Below are 17,084 nucleotides of genomic sequence, written 5' to 3'. Positions count from 1 at the left end.
TCCTATGAATAAAGAGCGGGTGACTTCGACCGGCTCGCCTCCCTATGCCGAACATTTCGGCCTTGAAAATCGCCAAACGGCCAGTGAGCCGCGAATGGCGGCCGCCTTGATGAAAGAACGCCAATCCGTGCGCGTGGCGCCGCTTCGGTTTGCACTCGACCATATGGCGACACCTGGGCTTGACGTCATGACGTTCCTCGCACTCGCCCGCGATCTCGGTCTAACCGACGTGCAAGTCAGGACTGATCCTTGCAGTAAGGCTGTTGCGCGCGGCAAGCCGTCGGCGGATGTCCGGGCTGCCGCTGCCGAAGCGGGAGTCACGATTATCTCAGTCAACGCCTTGCAGCGATTCGACGAGTGGACTCACGCCCGCAAAGCCGAGGCCAGCAAGCTCGCCGATTATGCGGCCGCCTGCGGCGCCCAGGCGCTCATGCTGGTGCCGGTGAACGACGGTTCGCGGTCCGCCAATGCCGAGCGCCAAGGCAATCTCCGCGTCGCCTTGAAGGCGCTAAAGCCAATACTTCAGTCGCGAGGTCTTGTTGGGCTTATCGAGCCGCTTGGGTTCCAGACCTCCTCACTTCGGTCGAAGAAAGAAGCGGCTATCGCCATTGCCTCGGTTGATGGCCAGTCCGCCTTCCGGCTTGTCCACGATACATTCCACCACACGCTTGCCCGCGAGACGTCCTTCTTCTGCGACTTGACCGGTCTCGTGCACATTTCGAGCATAAACGATCCAACCTTCTGGATTCGCCCGGATCGCATCCTGGGCGGCTCGGACAATTGCAGCCAAATCCGGACGCTACTCGATGGCGGCTATTCGGGCCCCTTCTCCTTTGAGCTTGTGGAGGAGGTCCATGCGTTAAATGACTTTGCAGGCGCATTTGCCTCCAGCATCGATCTCATCCGACGCGGGCTTCTCAGGCGAGTGCCAGTCTAATTCGCGCAGGCGATTGAGCCGAGAAGTCATTTGAGATCGCTGTATCTCGCTGATGCAGGCGCTTGCCGCATCACCATTGTCAAAACTGGCCATTGGACCGCCTTGGGCGGCCGCGGCAGTTCGATGGGCGGCAAGGCGAAGATCGGATCTGATGCGGAGGGCGGCGAGCTATCGGTTTTCGGACGAAGAGCAACTGATGGCGGACCAAGGGCGAGTGGCCCACCCCAACCGCAGCGTTATTCAAGCTCCAGCTTCCTCTTCAGTTCCGCGTTCTCCTTGCGCAGCCGTTCCGCGAGCAGGCTCTTCAGTCGCTTGTTTTCTTCCTCAAGCGCGACGAGGTCCTTCAGATCATCACCAACCGATGCAGGCAGCGCAGCTCTCTTCCATTGATAGTAGGTCTGTTCCGAGATGCCGGCCTGCTTGACCGCGCTCTTATGGGTGGCGCCGCCACTGATAGACTTCTGTATAAGGGCAAGCATCTGAGCGCGCTCGTTTTCAGAGTAGATCTTGCGTCCGGTCCGCACGGCCGCCGCTGGTATTTGCTGCGCCTGCGACGCCGCATTGGGCGCGTTCTTCCGAGCAGGCGGCCTGGGCTCAACCTTAGCTCTCGGCGACCGTTGTGCTTTCTTCTTCAGAGGCGTCTCCACTTTGGCTGCCGGTTGCGTTGCAGTTGTTCCTGATCCTGCGTCCAGGGAATTCGTCATGAGATGCTCCGCTCGCGGTTTGTGCATGTGTTCAGCATTGAGCGATACTACACTCGAGTCAACAGGGCGACCATTTGGCAACTCCATCTTCTCGAGTTCCCTTCTTGTCTCGGCCATTGCTGCGGTGAGATCGACATCGCTCCAGATTGAAAGACTCCGTTTTTGAGAACTGCGCTTCTGTCTGATCTCCACCGTGAATGCTCGGGGCTGCCGCCTCATAGGTCGTTCCTTGTTGAAGACGAATTGTACAGGAAGTCGCGGCAGACGACGGAATGAAGGTCTGGCCGGCTCTTCTGTAGCCGAGCTATATGCATCCGATCGCTTGAGCAAGCCCTGCTGGCGACGCACATCCTAAAACAGCCTACGAGCACCTAAAAGCAAGCAGGCTATTTCATCTCGAACCGAGGAGGTGGTGCTTCCTCGCAGCATGCAAAAGCTATCTTCCTGGTTTTCGACGGCGCAGCGACGGGTGGCATCCGGACTGAAAGGAGCTGCTCAAGTGCGCCGATCCAATCTGCGCTGGCAGTGCAGGACGGCTTACATCCGAAAGGCCGGCTAGCGACGCTAGCCCGGCTTATCAAAACGTGAACCGACTTGAGTTGGCGGCGAAGAGCGGACAGCTGCGCAGAATGGCGCGCATGGAGAGTGGAGGGCACGAGCCGAGTCGAACTCGCATCGAGCTTCGTCCGGCAGCGGCAGAGCGTGGTACGGAGGCCGACCGGAGCTACTCCTCGCCGCGGCCACCGCTGGGGCCAATCCTTCTTCCGTGAGTACCGCGGCGGTCATCTGGTTTGGTCGGAACGTGGTCCCGGTACTGACCGAGGAAATCTTGCGAGTTCACTTAGTGGCATGGTACGCACATGAATTCACTGAGCCTTTAGTCGTCCGCTTCACCTCTTGTGCGAGTTTGCTACCCTGGCCTTCTCCTGAAGGCCGGCCAGCCTGCTTTTCGCGTTCGATCGATGGCGCGTTCTCAAGGCCGATTGGCGTTGATGTCGACGGTCGGGCTTGGGAATGCTGAAGGACGCGCGCCTGGTTGCCTCTCCGGCAACCAGGCGACCACGGGCGCCTTCACAAGGCATCAGCAAGCATTGCTGTTAAAGGGCACTAAAAACTGACCCCCAACCGGCTTTGGTGTCGCCTCACCCATTGGTGAGCAGTCCGATTCTGGACAACGCACCGCTCCTGTTCAGACCAAGGCATGGAGCCAAAAGAGCCATTTTGGTGGGCCTGTTATGCCTGCTCCAGCAAACGATCGGGGCCTTGACGGACGCGAACAGCTTGTGAGGGGTGCAGCCGAATGCAGCGCTGCTCCCACAACTGACGAAGCTCCTTTGTGAGAGCTTGACGCTTAGCTTCATCTAGCGTGATTGGATTGAGGAGATCCCCCAGCACGGCTTCGCCCTCGATCTGAATGAGCAGAGCGTACACTTCACTTGAAATGCGCACACCGTCGCGAGGGGAGTGGACTGCGCGAATCTCGCAGACCGTCTCCTGGCGATCTTGCGTTGTATAAGCACGTACTTGATGCAGACTAAACTGAGGAGGCAATGAAACCGCGAGCGCAGTCCAGTCCTCCAGCGCGGTAGCCCGTTTCTTGACGAGGAACGGCCCGACCACAAGTCCGTCCAATTCTGTCGTTAAAAAGGTCGCAATCGAGTCTGCAACTGAATCTACGATCGGCTCGGCGTTGTTGTTGAAGGATGTGTTCAGCAAAATTGGGATGCCCGTCCGCTTCTTGAAAGCATTAATAAGGTCCCAGTAGGCCGGGTTGGCTTTGCGCGATACGGTTTGCAGCCGCGCGGTACCGTCGACGTGTGTGATGGCGCCGAGCAAGCCACGCATAGAGTCGCGCACACGAACGACGAAATTCATGAAAGGGAATTCGCATTCAGTGTCCGGCAGGTCGAAAAATTCGGCCGCATCCTCCTCCAGCACCGATGGCGCGAAGGGCCGATACCCTTCGCGCTTCTTAACCATTGCGTTGATCCGCTCCTTGTTTGCGGCAGGTCGTGGATCTGCAAGAATGCTTCGGTTGCCAAGCGCACGTGGACCGAACTCCGAACGGCCCTGCACCCAGCCGATCACCGCGCCATTGGCCATCAAGTCGGCTGCACTGCTGGCCACATCATCGGTGCGTTCGACCTCGATGTGCCCGGCCCATGCAATAAGTTCCTGCTCGACGGCCTGGTCGCTTCCGAGATCAGGCCCCCAATAGACCTCCCGCAACCGCTTGCGAGGCGCAGGGTGCCCCAGCTCAGCAGATGCCATGAGTGCGGCGCCCAATGCGCACCCAGCATCATGCGCTGCGGGTTGAACAAAAATATCTTCGAAAAGCCCTGAATACAGCAGTTTGCCATTCATCGAGCAGTTGTGGGCTACGCCTCCAGCGAGGCACAGCCGCTTCATCCCGGTCGCCTCACGATGATGGCGGAGAATGTGGAACACGATCCGCTCCAGCGCTTCCTGCAATGAGGCACTCACATCACGATGTTGCTGTGTGAATGGCATTCCCTTTCGCCTGACACTGATGTTGCGGAGCAGTGTCGGGCCGATGCGGTCCAGATGGACGCGGTAGCCACCGTTGGGCAAGAGTTCATAGAACTGCTCGAAGAGCTCGCGATAGGGAACTGCATCGCCGTATGGGGAAAGCCCCATTACCTTATATTCGTCGAACATGCCGTAGCCCAGATGACGAATAGTTTCTATATAGAACAGGCCTAGAGAGTTATTCTCTGGGAAACTCTCGAGCTGCCGGATTTCTGTGCCAGACCCGACCGCCAAGAGGCCCGACAAGAAATCACCAGAGCCATCAATCGCGAAAATCAGGCTTTGTTCGAAGCCCGACATTGCAAAAGCACTTACCGCGTGCGCCTGATGATGACTTACGAATGAGATACGCGAAGCCTCCAGTTCGGTGCCGAACTCCTGCGCGAACAGCTTCTGTACCATCAATTTAGCGTCCACAGGGATGGAGGCGTCCGGCTGGGAAATAAGCATCTTCTCCAGGGCGGCGTTACAATAGGCTTCGGTAGCGTAAAACGCTACACGATCGATGTCTTTGAGCTGAACTCCAGCGGCTGAGAGGCAGTATTGAATCGCACCACTCGCGAGCTTGTTGGAGTGCTTGATCCGGTTGAGGCGCTCCTCTTCAACGGCCGCTATTACGTGTCCGTCTCGGACGAGCACCGCAGCACCATCGTGCAAAAATGTATTCGCAAACTGGAATCGGTTTTCATGGACTTTGTCCAATCCGCCACTCACTCCTAGACACAACATCTCGATCTCCATGTTATTATGACAAAAAGGACCGGCTGGCCCGGCTCAAGGCCGTTCGACTTAGAACGGGCTCCATTATCTTTCTCGCCTGCAACCGCAATCAGACATCGTCAAACTCTGGCAGGGGTGTCGTCAGTGCCAAAATCCGGCCCAACGTTTCGAAATTGCCAGCGTGGGCCCACTGACGAGAAAAAGCCGCGTGGTGCCGACGCGGTATGCCCAAGGAAGGGAAGCACCGCTAAGGCCGCCGTTCCTGTTGAGAACTGCGGCAGGCGCCATCGGGTGGTTCGTAATTTCAACCTTCAATGGAAGGGATCGAGTGGCCCCGCAGCAAGCGAACTGCCGTCGGCGTAGCGGGCCAATCACAGACCACCCACGTCAAAGAACCGGGCGTATGGTCCATGCGCGAAGTGGAGCTGCAACTCATCAAAATTCTGCACTGTCTGGTCCAGCGCTCGCGTTTCCTGGCGCTGAAGGACGGCGCGATCAGAGAGCCCAACGGCCGGTGCGCCCAAAAAATGCCAAACCTTTCCCAAGCAAGCAGCGGGTTCGTGAAGGAGGCTCTCGTATTCGACTACAAGCAGCTGGCTCGTCGTGAAGGAGTGCTCGATGCGAGCGTGGAAATTGTCCGCGGCTTTGAAGTAAGCCTCGCAATCAGCGATTGACAATCTTACGCGCGGCGGCCGAGCGGCGTCCGAACTGAATTTCAGCCATTGGCCGCTTTGCCTTGCCTGTGCAAAGGACCGAAGCGATTCCAATATGTTTCGAGTTACGAGTATGACCTTGAGTGCTGGCCAACGGGTCAGTTCAGCAAAAAAACCTGGACGTTCGTGAAATTGGGGCTCGTTGATCTTGCAGCCAATATGCGTCACGTTCTTGTAGTCTGGCGTGGGATAACGCCAATAAGCTTGTTCGAGGAGCTCACGATCCGTGCGTAGCAGGCGATCCTTTCCGGGCCAATTGGTGTCGTACTCATTGAGCAACTCACCGTTGCTCAGCACGGTCGGATGCTCGTTTAGCAGTTCCTCCAAATAATGTGTGCCAGTCCTTGGCATCGCAAGGATAACAAAAGGCTGAGGCATCGGCGTGCGGTGTGTCATTGCTATGTGGTTCCAGCTAGTAGCGGTCGCGAGGGTTAGGGCAGACCAGGGCACCAGAAATTCGGCTGCTATGTCTTGAACGCGGACTCAATTCGGCTACAGCTTTGATGGTGGCCAATTCAAGATGCATTGCGGCCCTCGTTCTCGTGCCGTCGTAAGCAGCGTCAACGCATCAGGCGTCGGCGAAAGAGCGCAGCAGAGAGGAAGAACGGCAAAACCGTGTACATACAAAGTGCGCCGATATGCAGCCCGACGTTGTCTGCCACATGGCCAAGCATTGCCGGGCGGATCAGGTCGATAGAGTTCGCCAGGGGGGAGAAGGCCGCCACGCGCTGAAAGGCGCCTGGCAACTGGCCGACTGGAAAGACCGCGCCAGACAGGAACAGCATGGGTGTGATGACGAGCGTCTGATAGAATATGAAATAGTGATAGCTGGGGGTGAGCGCGATGACGACCATTGCCAGGCTGGCAAAGGCGAAGCCGGTGAGAGCGACTACCGGCAGCACATAGGGCAGGGACGTCCAATCGGCATAGCCTAGCATAACAGCAACAATGGTAATTGCGGTACCTGCCAGAAAGGCCTTGGTGGCTGCCCATGCCAATTCACCAAGAACGATGTCGCCCAGGGTGAGTTGTGTATGAAGGATTGCTTCCCAGGTGCCCAGGTCGCGCATGCGACTGAAAACCGCGTATATTGTTTCGAAGGTCGATGCGGTCATCGCGCCTGTCGCGACCATCCCGGCTGCCAAGAAGGCAATGTACGAGGCGCCTTCAACCCGACCTATCATCAGTCCAAGCCCCGTACCGAGCCCGAAAAGGTAAATCATAGGATCGGCAAGAGTGCCGAGAAGCGACACAAATGCGACCTTCTTCCACGCCAGATAGTTACGGCGCCACACCGCAATCCAGTTCCACGCGTTGGCGGGCAGTGCCGCCGCAAGACCTTCACGCATTTTTCACTTCTCCATCTCGCGTCCGGTTAGCCGCAAGAAGACGTCCTCCAGACTTGGTGGACGCTCCAGAATCCGCAGACCTGCGCGCCCGCGAAGCTGGACACGCACCTGCTCTGGATCGGGCGCATAGCAAAAGAGGGTCTCACCGCTTACCTCAATGCGCTGAACGTACGGCTTGATTAGCGAAGTCAGCTCCTGCGGATTGCCGCCAAAGATCTCGATCACATTGCATCCAATATGTTCGTCTATCAAAGCATGAGGGCTGCCCTCGGCAATCTTGCGTCCCCGCTCCAGTACACACAGCCGATCGCATAGCCGCTCAGCCTCTTCCATGAAGTGGGTGGTCAAAATGATTGTCTTTCCGCTCGCCAGCAGAAAACGGAGCCGCTCCCAGATCAGGTGGCGGGCGTGCGGGTCGAGGCCGGTAGTCGGCTCGTCCATTATAAGAAGTTGGGGGTCGTTGATCAGCGCGCGCGCCAACGTTAGACGCCGCTTCATGCCGCCTGATAGCTGGCCCACACGTGCGTCCGCCTTGCTCTCAAGGCGGGCAAACTCAAGGAGAGATGGAACGACCTCTTGAATCTTCCGTGTGCTCATGCCGAAGTACCGCCCGAACACCATCAGGTTCTCGCGGACCGTGAATTCCAGGTCCAGGTTGTCGAACTGCGGAACGACACCTATGCCCTTGCGGGCCAAGCGACTTCGACCCGGCACCGGCACTCCGAGCACCGTGATCTTACCGGAGTCGGGCCGGGTCATGCCGAGGAGCATGCGCGCAATGGTGCTCTTGCCTGCACCGTTCGGCCCCAGCAGGCCGAAGCACTCTCCCGTACCCACAGTGAAGGACAACCCGTTCACAACGAGTTTGCTGCCAAATGACTTGGTTACCTGGTCAAGGTCGATTGCTACATTGGACATACGTCTATCTCAGGCTGAAAACAGGCCAATCGGCCGGCCGGCAGCTTACTTTCGAGGTTCTGGTCCAGAGCAGCTGGTACCTGTGCTGGTCCTTGAGGAATGAGAGAAAACGAGTGTCGCAGCCGCGCAAAATAGGGTCGAAGGCTACGGTCGCTTTCGGCTGGTTCTCGGTCTGATCGTGGATGTATGCCTAAGCTCACGACGTATTCTCTACCCAAGTACTCGGTCACTCGGAGCTGTGAAGAACGCCAGGCTCAACCAGCTGTGCAGAATCGCGAGAACGATCCGTACGATTCGAGCCGGCAATTCCCGGACTGCCTGTACCATTTGCCCTGGTGATCGGGTTTGCGACGATGATCGGCTTCTTGCTCCCATGGGGCTGGATGGCATTTTTGCGCGACAGCCAATCACTGTTGCTCAAGGTGCACAACGCATAAGCTTTCAAGGGAAGTAGGAGAAAGATGTTGATGAACGTGTGCAGAGAAAAGCCGAAGAATCGGACTTGGCGTGCACGGAAAGCTATCACGGTGCATCGAATGATCGTCATGCCGGCAATGATAATTGCCGTTGGCCAAGGCGCCGTATCTGTCAATGCGAGCTCTGCGAGCCCGGCTAGTACAGCGACCGCGAGCAACAATGGACCGACATTCTGTCCAATCACGTCCAACGTGAGGTAGCGATCGAGGCCCGGCAACAGGCGCAGTGCCAGCAGCGTGTCGCGGAAAGTGCTTCGTGCCCAGCGTAGTTGTTGGCGCAGATAGGGCCCCATCTTGTCCGGAACGACTGTCGCTGCGACGGCGTCCGGAACGTACTCGGTCCGAAAGCCTGCTTTCAGCATCAGGATGGTAAGATGGCGGTCCTCGCCGAAGTCACTAGGTTTGCCCCTAAACAGCTGGGTTTCGTATTGATCCAGCAGCGACATCAGACAAGAGCGGCGGTACATTGCACAGGGGCCGCAACAGCACATGACCGCACCAAAGCGGGCCTGCGCAGCCCGTTCCTCGTTGCAAGCGAGCCAGTACTCCATGTCAATCAACCGGGTCAACCAAGTGTCGCTCCGGTTGGATGCCGTCAGCTGGCCCATGGCGGCGCCGATCGCTGGATCCCGCATCCGTGCCGTAAGTTTCGCGATCACGTCGGGCTCGAGAGTCGTGTCAGAGTCGACGCTGAGCACGAAATCTCCAGACGAACCACGGATCGCGGCGATCTGTGCTTTGCGTTTGCCGACGTTGTGGGGGAGCTGAATAAAGGTGAATCTGGGGTCGTCCACGTAGGCGTGATGCACCGGCATGAGGGCGTTGCGATTTCCAGAACCGTCATCAACCACATAGACATGCAGCTTTCCGGCGTATTCCTGGTTTGCAACCGAAGCCAGACAGGCCGAAAGTGTGCGCGGCTCCTCGTTGTAGCAGGGGATAATGACATCCACGCTCGGCCAAAGGTCGAAGGCGAGCAAGTCGTCCGAGCTCGAGGCAACGTGTCCCGGCTGCGCATAAACCGCTTGCATGCCTTTATAAACGGTCGAGAGCAGCGCGTAACACGAAACGGCGACGGTACTGGCTGTGGTAAGCGGGTCCATAGGATCTCGTTTGTTCAATGATGTTGAGGAAGGGGTCGGACTGTGAATCCGCGGTCGTGGAGCGCTGGGATCAGGCGGGACAGCGCCACAACGGTCTGGTCGCGCGGATCGCTTCGAGAGCACTCACACCCGTCGTGAAGGAGCACAATCGCGCCCGGGCGGACCCCGGCGAGAACTGCATCGACAATCAAGTCCGCTCCGGGGCGAGCCCAGTCTCGCGGATCGACTGACCAATGCAGGGGTGCCAATCCAGTGCTCGCCGAGGCTTTGAGAGCTTCTTTGGTCCAGCTCCCATAGGGCGCACGAAAGTACCGCACCGCAGCTTGCGGGCACGCCATCCTGATGGCGCTGTTCGCCTCAACTATTTCACGTTCAACTTCGCCGGGTTCGCATCTGGACAGATCCCGATGAGTCATCGTGTGATTGGCCACTTCATGCCCATCCGCAATAATTCGCCGGACAAGCTCCGGCCGGTCTACAGCCGCGTCACCGATCAGGAAGAATGTCGCCGGTGTCCGGTGTTGCGCCAGCACGTCGAGGACCTCCGGTGTCCAAACGGGATCGGGACCGTCGTCAAACGTGAGATAGACGCTGCGCTCTTGGGTGCCGTCTGCGCAGTGACTGGACATTTCACATATGCAGTCCAGATGTTTCATAGCTCCGGACCGTTCCGCTCGATGAAGGTGCCGGACGGCCACTCGTCAATCGACCGCCCAATCGGCGAGACAAAGACGAGATCGTCCTCCAAGCGCGTGGGCGGCAGGTCGGGATGCATGTCTGCCAAGGTTGAGCGGATGCGAACGTCCGGCACAATCTTCCCAAGCCCCACCTTGCAGAGCCTCTGGATGTGATTTCGCATTTCGTGCCGAACCGTGCCGAAAGCGAATGGAACGCCCATCTGCTGCAGCGCCGGATACAGACTGCGCAGGGACAAGCTGATGCCGAGGCCCTCAAGATCCCGACGCACCCCGTACAATCCGAGTTCGGCCACCAGCACGTCGATTGCGCCAACTTTGATGAAACGGCGCAGTAGACCGAGATGTGCCGCTACACCGTGCGTGTCCCTACCAATTGCTCGGAGCTCTGGCCTCGCGCCGAACCAACTCCGCCCGCCTTCGAATCGCATTGCGGAGAAGGTGCCAGTCCCTCCATAGGTTTTGTGCAAGAAGTCTGAGAGCTCGACATGCTCATGCCGTTGCAACTCGTTTTCCCAACACAACCTCCACTGCACTTCAGAGCGCATGGAAAGACCTCTGTCCGTTCCTGTTTTCCTGAGGTAAGCGCGTAATGACGGGGAGCTTGTCGCGTCGAGCCGGCGCGATATGGCTTTCGCAGGTCACGGTGAACTTTAGCCGCACTGGACATGCGATCCGGTCGACACCGGAAGGCGTACGCCAGAAATGCTGTCCGGCACCCACGCAAGCATCAAGTTCCTTTAGGGCTTGCTTACATCTCTTGTGAGGTCCCTATGCGACGTTCCGCAAAACTGGTAAAATCGTTTGTTTCGATGAAAGGTATCCACTCTATGGATGGCCGCAGGCATGCGTTTCAAGGGGCTTGATCTCAACCTTCTCGTTGTGCTGGACGCATTGCTGGCCGAGCGCAATCTCTCGGCGGCGGCACGCCGCATAAACCTAAGCCAGCCGGCCATGAGTGCGGCTGTCGCCCGGCTGCGCGACTTTTTCGGTGATGAACTGTTCAGTATGAACGGTCGAGAGCGCATCCTGACCTCACGAGCGATTGCACTTGCCCCCGCAGTCCGCGACGCTCTCCTGCGTATCCAGTCCTCGATTATTTCTTCGGATCCGTTTGACCCGTCTCGATCCGATCGACGCTTCAGGATCATTATTTCCGATTTCGCCACGCTCGTTTTTTTTGAAAAAGTCGTGGAGCGTGTCGCTCGTGAAGCCCCCGCCGTCACGTTCGAATTGCTGCCACTCGATGACAACCCGGACGAGCTCCTCCGGCGCGGCGACATCGACTTTGTAATTCTTCCGGATATGTTCATGTCGGGCGCGCATCCAAGCGTGGCGCTTTTCGATGAGAAGCTGGTATGCGTGGGTTGTGCCGCCAACAAGCAGCTGCCACGGCAGCTTACATTTGAGAGATACCTGTCGATGAGGCACGTCTGCGTCAGGTTCGGACGTTGGCGCAAGCCCTCTATCGAGGAACTGTTCTTGCTCGAGCACGGCCTAAAAAGACGTGTCGAAGTCGAGGTGCAGGGCTTCAGCATGGTGCCGCCAATGGTGTCCGGCACAGCTCGTATTTCGTCCGTGCCCCTCCGGCTGGTTAAGCACTTCGAAAGAACGTTCCCCCTTAAGGTCGTCGAACTTCCACTGCCGCTTCCCGTTTTCACCGAAGCCGTCCAATGGCTGGCCAACCACAACAGCGATCCGGCCAGCATCTGGATGCGGGAGATAATGGTGCAGGAAGCATCCCGGCTTGCTACTCCTGCGAATCCACGAGAGGCCCCCAGCGCTCCTGGACTTGTGTCGGCCGTTACCGCCCACACTCATGTTGCCTGAGGCGACGGATCGTCAGCTGATCGGCAGGTGTTGCGCTTGCAGACTGTGAGACGCCCGAAGCGAGGAGCGGAGCTCGAAGTGCATGTCTTGGGTCGGTACCTCATCCGGATTCGCAGCTTGGCTGGCCTTGGTCTAGGTTTGCTGAGCCCCATGGTGGGTTATGCCGCGGTTGCGGTCGATGCTCGCTTCGAAGCTCTGGTTGGAGTTGTCCTGGCATACGCTTGGGTGCAGAAGAAGTTCTCGATCAGACGCTTCCAGATCGAGAGGAGGCGGCAAGGCGCGCCTCGGATCGTGCTGGATTACGATCCTGGCGACGCGGTCGTTCAGATCGGCAATGATGGTGTTGATGTTGAACCCTTGTCGGCGTCGGATCGCCGAAGGCGACGCCCTCGATGGACGGGCGAAACCCCGTATCGAAGCGGCCTCCTGACAGGGGGGACGAAGCACACAAGTGCCGAGCGGATCGGTGAGCGCAAGGATCTTGGTCGCCATGCCGACCGGAAAGGCCTGTGGCCTGGCTTTGAGTCCCTGTTGCGCTGCCGCGGCACGCGTATCAAACTCATTCGCCCGGCCATGAGTGCAGCCGTGGCCCGGCTGCGGGATAAACCGTCTACGACAAGCGCCGCAGACGTTTGATCCGCATGCAGCAGCACTTGCCCTGCAAACCCCGGCGGTGAGGCCTGTCGCGCGATGCCTACGACAAGGTAGGCTCCGGTTACCCCGTGCTCAGATCATGGCCATGCCGCCATTGACGTGGACGGTCTGGCCGGTGACGTAGGCGGCTTCGTTGGAGGCGAGGTAGGCGACCGCGGACGCGACTTCAGCGCTGGTGCCCATGCGCCGGGTCGGGATCGCTGCCATAATCGCCTCTTTCTGCTTGTCGTTGAGCTTGTCGGTCATCGCTGATTTGATGTAACCGGGGGCGACGCAGTTGACCGTGATGTTGCGGGTGGCGATCTCCTGCGCCAGCGATTTGGAGAAACCGATCATGCCGGCCTTGGAAGCTGAGTAGTTGGTCTGGCCCGAATTACCGGTGATACCCGAAACTGAAGTGATGTTGATGATGCGGCCATGGCGGCGGCGCATCATCGGGTGGGTCAGTTCCCGGGTCAGCCTGAACACTGCGGTCAGGTTCACTTCCATCACCGTATCCCAGTCTGTGTCCGACATGCGCACGAACAGGCCGTCCTTGGTGATGCCGGCATTGTTGACCAGGATGTCAACCCCTTCGAGATCGGCCTCCGCCTTCTGGCCAAGCGCCTTGACCTCGTCGCGGTTCGAAAGGTTGGCCGGAAACAGCTTGACCCTGTCCCCAAGCTCGGCGGCCAGCGTCTCCAGCTTCTCGATGCGCGTACCATGCAGGCCAACAATGGCGCCCTGCGCATGCAGTATCCTGGCGATCGCCTCGCCGATGCCTCCCGATGCCCCGGTGACGAGCGCCTTGCGGCCGGTCAGTTCGAACATATCTTGTCCTCTTCTCTTCAGGCCGGCGAATTCGGTTTCGCCTTTTCCGGAACGGCTCGATGGTTGGCTTCCTGGCCAAACGGCCTTGGTGAGTTCACGCACCAATTGGGTTGCGGCGGCATCGGCCGCACGACCAGACGCGGCTCGACCGATCTGACCACCTGGAGCTGACTGGTGGACACTGGGAGAGCGTTCAGACTGTCCAGCAAGGCGCGCGGAAGGACTTTGCGGCGACATGGACGCTCACTATACGTGCTTGAACGCTAGAACTGCGTTCGTGCCCCCCATGGCAAACGCGTTGCTCATGGCCACACGCACCTTACGCTCGCGCGGCACGTTGGGCGTGACATCGAGATCGCAATCGGGGTCTGGCTCGCGATAGTTGGCGGTCGGAGGTACCACGCCCTCCTGAATCGCCATCACACAGGCGATCATTTCAATCGCGCTGGCTGCACCTAGGCAGTGACCGTGGGTGGATTTGGTGGAAGAGACGGACATCGAATGAGCATGCTCACCGAAGACTCGCTTGATCGCCGCCGTTTCGATTTGATCGTTGGCCTTGGTGCCGGTGCCGTGCGCGTTCAGGTACTCGACGTCCTCTGGATTCAGTTTCGCATCGGCAAGGCAGGCGCGCATCGCGCCTTCCGGCCCGTGAACTGCCGGCGCGGCGATGTGGGAGGCATCGGCAGACAGACCGATGCCCGCGACCTCGGCAAGAATCGTTGCACCCCGGGCGGTAGCATGCTCATAGCTTTCCAGTACGGCCATGCCCGCACCTTCGCCCAGCACCACTCCCTTCCGGTCCGCGGAGAAGGGCCGGCAAGTGTCCGGAGCGAGCACGCGCATGGCTTCCCATGCCTTCATCATCATGTACACGAACGCCGCGTCGCTGCCTCCCGCAAGCATCACGTCGGCTCGGCCATACTTGATCTGGTCTACGGCCGAGGCAATCGCATGATTGCCCGATGCACAGGCGGTGGTGACGGCGAAGACCGGCCCGCGAAGGCCGAGGCTCATGCTGACCTGGCACGCAGCCGCGCTCGGCATCGCCTTTACTCCCGAGAACAGTTCAACGCGGGACGCTCCCCCCAAAAGGACGTCGCGGTAGCCTTTCTCGGTCGCATCGTAGCCGCCGAAGCCGGCACCCACTATTGCGCCAAAGCGATGGGCATTGCCTTCATCGCAGGAGAGTCCGGACTGTCGCATGGCTTCGCGTGCTGCAAGCACGGCAAGCAGGCTGAAACGTCCCATGGAGAGCAGCTGCCGGGGCTCAATGTCGTGCTCAGGCAGCGTCTTGATCTCGGCGCCGATCGCGCCCTCCAGCCCGTGAAGCTGTGCATTGATAATCGGACCGATGGCCGATCGGCCCTCGCGCATGCCTTTCCAGATGGAGCCGACATCGGTGCCCAGCCCGCACAGCCCGCCTAGTCCAGTGATGACGACCCGGCGATCCATTCAAGCCGCCTTGTTGAGCAAGCCGCGGATGGCTTCCACCATGTCCCCGACAGTTTGGAGATCAGACCACGCATCGGCCGAGTTCATCTCGATCTTGATGCCGTACGCCTGCTCGAGGTCCCAGAGCACGTCCGCCAACCCCAGTGAATCGATCCCGAGCGAAGTCACTTCCGTCGCAGTGGTTATTTCGCCGACGGATGCTGCAGTCGTTCCCTCGGCGTTCTCCGATTCGATGCGCTTCCTGATTATCTCAATGACTTCCGTTATAAGTTGATCAGACATTTTGTTTCTTTCCATTTCAGCTTGTTTTTTACGTGCGCGACATAACTCCTTGAGCCGCGCGTCGGGGAACCAGCCATTAAACTTCTGCAACTGAAGAAGCTTAACGCCCATAGAGCCGGATAAGTCCGGCTGGCCTGCGGCGCAGGCTGCGATGGCGAAGAATGTTGCTGGGAGGCCGTAGCCACTCGGGACGGATATGCAGCCCCGAAGTTCACAGCTCCGGACCGTTGCGGTCGATCAGCGTGCCGGAAGGCCATTCGTCCATCGAGCGTCCAATTGGCGATACCAACACGAGCACGTCATCCAGGCGCGTGGACGGCAGGTCGTGATGCACATTTGCGCGGCTCGAACGGACCCGGACGCCTGGCACAATGGTGGCTATGCCCTCTCTGCAGTACCTCTCAACATGATTCCGCATGGCGTGCCGAACCGTGCCGAAACCGAAGGGAACCCCCATCTGCTGCAGGACGGGATATACGGCGCGCATAGAAAAGCTGATTCCAAGCTTCTCAAGATCCTGACGAACGCCATACAGGCCCAACTCAGCCACAAGAACATCGACGTCGCCAACCTTGATGAAGCGGCGCAGTATGCCGATGTGTGCCGCTACGCCCTCAGGGTCGCTGGCAATAAGGCGGAGTTCGGGTCTTGCGCCGGCCCAACTGCGGCTACCTTCGAATGGCTTTGCGCCGAAGGCCCCGTTTCGTCCATAGGTCTTTCGGAAGAAATCGGAGAGCTCGACATGGTCGGCCACTTGCAAGTTATTTTCCCAGCATAACCTCCACTGCACGGCAGAGCGCATGGAAGAATTTCTCCTTTCGGGTTGTCCTTAAGACGCTCATCACGGCATAGAGGCAGCGGGTGATCGGTGCGTCAGGTGTTTGTCCATGCGAGATTTCAGCACAATGATAAAATCGTTTGTTTCGATGGAAGGTATCCACTCGATGGATAGCCGCAGAAATGCGTTTCAGGGGGCTTGATCTCAATCTTCTCGTCGTGCTGGACGCATTGCTGGCCGAGCGCAATCTCTCGGCGGCGGCACGCCGGATCAATCTCAGTCAGCCGGCGATGAGTGCGGCCGTCGCCCGACTGCGCGATTTTTTCGGCGATGAACTGTTCAGCATGAACGGCCGCGAACGTATTCTGACGTCACGTGCGGCAGCACTTGGCCCCGCAGTCCGCGACGCTCTGCTGCACATCCAACGTACGATTATTTCTTCCGATCCGTTTGACCCGGCTCGATCCGATCGTCGCTTCAGGATCACTATTTCCGATTTCGCCACGCTCGTTTTTTTTGAGAAAGTCGTGGAACGTGTTGCCCGGGAAGCCCCCGCCGTCAGTTTCGAATTGCTGCCTGTCAACGATAGCCCCGATGAGCTCCTCGGGCGCGGCGACGTCGATTTTGTAGTTCTTCCAGATTTGTTCACGTCGAGCGCGCATTCGAGCGTGGCCTTGTTCGACGAGAGGCTCGTATGCGTCGGCTGTCCCACGAACAGGCAGCTGAGACGGCAGCTTACATTCGAGAGATACCTGTCGATGAGGCACGTCTCGGTCAGGTTCGGACGTTCGCTGATGCCGTCCGTCGAGGAATGGTTCTTACTCGAGCATGGTCTTAAAAGACGTGTCGAGGTGGCCGTGCAGGGCTTCAGCATGATCCCACCCATGGTGTCCGGCACGGCTCGTATTGCGACCATGCCCTTCCGGCTGGTTAAGTACTTCGAAAAAACCTTCCCCCTTCAGATTGTGGAACTTCCGCTGCCGCTTCCTGCTTTCACCGAAGCGGTCCAATGGCCAGCACTCCATAATACCGATCCGGCAAGCGTCTGGATGCGCGAGGTAATGATACAGGAGGCAGCTCGCATGGCTGTTCCGCTGTGACAACACGCAA

Annotated in this window: 16 protein-coding genes; 3 read left to right on the top strand and 13 right to left on the bottom strand. The window is 58.6% G+C overall.

Annotated elements, in window-relative coordinates:
* The first annotated feature begins 94 nt into the window (after nt 1-94).
* A complete protein-coding gene (locus MESAU_RS28755; protein ID WP_013533541.1) occupies nt 95-937 on the top strand; it encodes a TIM barrel protein in 843 nt (280 codons plus the stop codon).
* 236 nt (nt 938-1,173) lie between these two features.
* Here the strand turns inward: MESAU_RS28755 and MESAU_RS28750 are convergent, their stop codons facing one another.
* The 8 genes from MESAU_RS28750 to MESAU_RS28715 all read right to left on the bottom strand — a co-directional run bounded on the left by MESAU_RS28750 (nt 1,174) and on the right by MESAU_RS28715 (nt 10,713).
* On the bottom strand, nt 1,174-1,860 hold the full coding sequence (locus tag MESAU_RS28750; protein WP_245262924.1) for a transposase: 687 nt from the start codon (nt 1,858-1,860) through the stop codon (nt 1,174-1,176).
* Between the two features lie 1,014 nt (nt 1,861-2,874).
* Nucleotides 2,875-4,920, bottom strand: coding sequence for a carbamoyltransferase family protein (locus MESAU_RS28745; RefSeq protein ID WP_013533539.1), 2,046 nt, complete (start codon nt 4,918-4,920; stop codon nt 2,875-2,877).
* Between the two features lie 362 nt (nt 4,921-5,282).
* Nucleotides 5,283-6,020: a sulfotransferase domain-containing protein gene (locus MESAU_RS28740; RefSeq protein ID WP_015319224.1), complete on the bottom strand. Its 738-nt coding sequence runs from the start codon at nt 6,018-6,020 to the stop codon at nt 5,283-5,285.
* A gap of 164 nt (nt 6,021-6,184) precedes the next feature.
* Nucleotides 6,185-6,973, bottom strand: coding sequence for an ABC transporter permease (locus MESAU_RS28735; protein ID WP_013533537.1), 789 nt, complete (start codon nt 6,971-6,973; stop codon nt 6,185-6,187).
* Nucleotides 6,974-6,976: 3 nt separating this feature from the next.
* Nucleotides 6,977-7,891: a nodulation factor ABC transporter ATP-binding protein NodI gene (gene nodI / locus MESAU_RS28730; RefSeq protein ID WP_013533536.1), complete on the bottom strand. Its 915-nt coding sequence runs from the start codon at nt 7,889-7,891 to the stop codon at nt 6,977-6,979.
* Nucleotides 7,892-8,117: 226 nt separating this feature from the next.
* The gene (nodC, locus tag MESAU_RS28725) at nt 8,118-9,470 is read right to left on the bottom strand and encodes a chitooligosaccharide synthase NodC (protein ID WP_013533535.1); all 1,353 of its coding nucleotides are present in this window, start codon (nt 9,468-9,470) and stop codon (nt 8,118-8,120) included.
* 14 nt (nt 9,471-9,484) lie between these two features.
* On the bottom strand, nt 9,485-10,126 hold the full coding sequence (nodB, locus tag MESAU_RS28720) for a chitooligosaccharide deacetylase NodB (protein ID WP_013533534.1): 642 nt from the start codon (nt 10,124-10,126) through the stop codon (nt 9,485-9,487).
* Nucleotides 10,123-10,713 carry a NodA family N-acyltransferase gene (locus MESAU_RS28715; RefSeq protein ID WP_013533533.1) on the bottom strand — a complete coding sequence of 197 codons (591 nt, stop codon included), beginning with the start codon at nt 10,711-10,713 and terminating at the stop codon, nt 10,123-10,125. The genes nodB and MESAU_RS28715 overlap by 4 nt, the downstream gene beginning before the upstream one ends.
* 298 nt (nt 10,714-11,011) lie before the next feature.
* Between MESAU_RS28715 and MESAU_RS28710 the strand changes: the two genes are divergently transcribed.
* Nucleotides 11,012-11,995: a LysR family transcriptional regulator gene (locus MESAU_RS28710; RefSeq protein WP_013533532.1), complete on the top strand. Its 984-nt coding sequence runs from the start codon at nt 11,012-11,014 to the stop codon at nt 11,993-11,995.
* Nucleotides 11,996-12,127: 132 nt separating this feature from the next.
* Here the strand turns inward: MESAU_RS28710 and MESAU_RS31720 are convergent, their stop codons facing one another.
* From MESAU_RS31720 to MESAU_RS28685, 5 genes are all read right to left on the bottom strand, one after another.
* On the bottom strand, nt 12,128-12,487 hold the full coding sequence (locus MESAU_RS31720; protein ID WP_172832180.1) for a hypothetical protein: 360 nt from the start codon (nt 12,485-12,487) through the stop codon (nt 12,128-12,130).
* A gap of 234 nt (nt 12,488-12,721) precedes the next feature.
* Nucleotides 12,722-13,459, bottom strand: coding sequence for a 3-oxoacyl-[acyl-carrier-protein] reductase (fabG, locus tag MESAU_RS28700; protein WP_013533530.1), 738 nt, complete (start codon nt 13,457-13,459; stop codon nt 12,722-12,724).
* Between the two features lie 246 nt (nt 13,460-13,705).
* A complete protein-coding gene (locus MESAU_RS28695; protein WP_013533529.1) occupies nt 13,706-14,914 on the bottom strand; it encodes a beta-ketoacyl-[acyl-carrier-protein] synthase family protein in 1,209 nt (402 codons plus the stop codon).
* A complete protein-coding gene (locus MESAU_RS28690) occupies nt 14,915-15,196 on the bottom strand; it encodes an acyl carrier protein (protein WP_013533528.1) in 282 nt (93 codons plus the stop codon).
* Nucleotides 15,197-15,407: 211 nt separating this feature from the next.
* Nucleotides 15,408-15,998 carry a NodA family N-acyltransferase gene (locus MESAU_RS28685; RefSeq protein WP_013533527.1) on the bottom strand — a complete coding sequence of 197 codons (591 nt, stop codon included), beginning with the start codon at nt 15,996-15,998 and terminating at the stop codon, nt 15,408-15,410.
* Nucleotides 15,999-16,156: 158 nt separating this feature from the next.
* Between MESAU_RS28685 and MESAU_RS28680 the strand changes: the two genes are divergently transcribed.
* The gene (locus MESAU_RS28680; RefSeq protein WP_013533526.1) at nt 16,157-17,074 is read left to right on the top strand and encodes a LysR family transcriptional regulator; all 918 of its coding nucleotides are present in this window, start codon (nt 16,157-16,159) and stop codon (nt 17,072-17,074) included.
* Nucleotides 17,075-17,084: the final 10 nt, after the last annotated feature.

Source organism: Mesorhizobium australicum WSM2073 (assembly GCF_000230995.2).
In the GTDB taxonomy this organism is placed as follows: domain Bacteria; phylum Pseudomonadota; class Alphaproteobacteria; order Rhizobiales; family Rhizobiaceae; genus Mesorhizobium; species Mesorhizobium australicum.
This window is presented reverse-complemented; position numbering and strand designations above follow the sequence as displayed.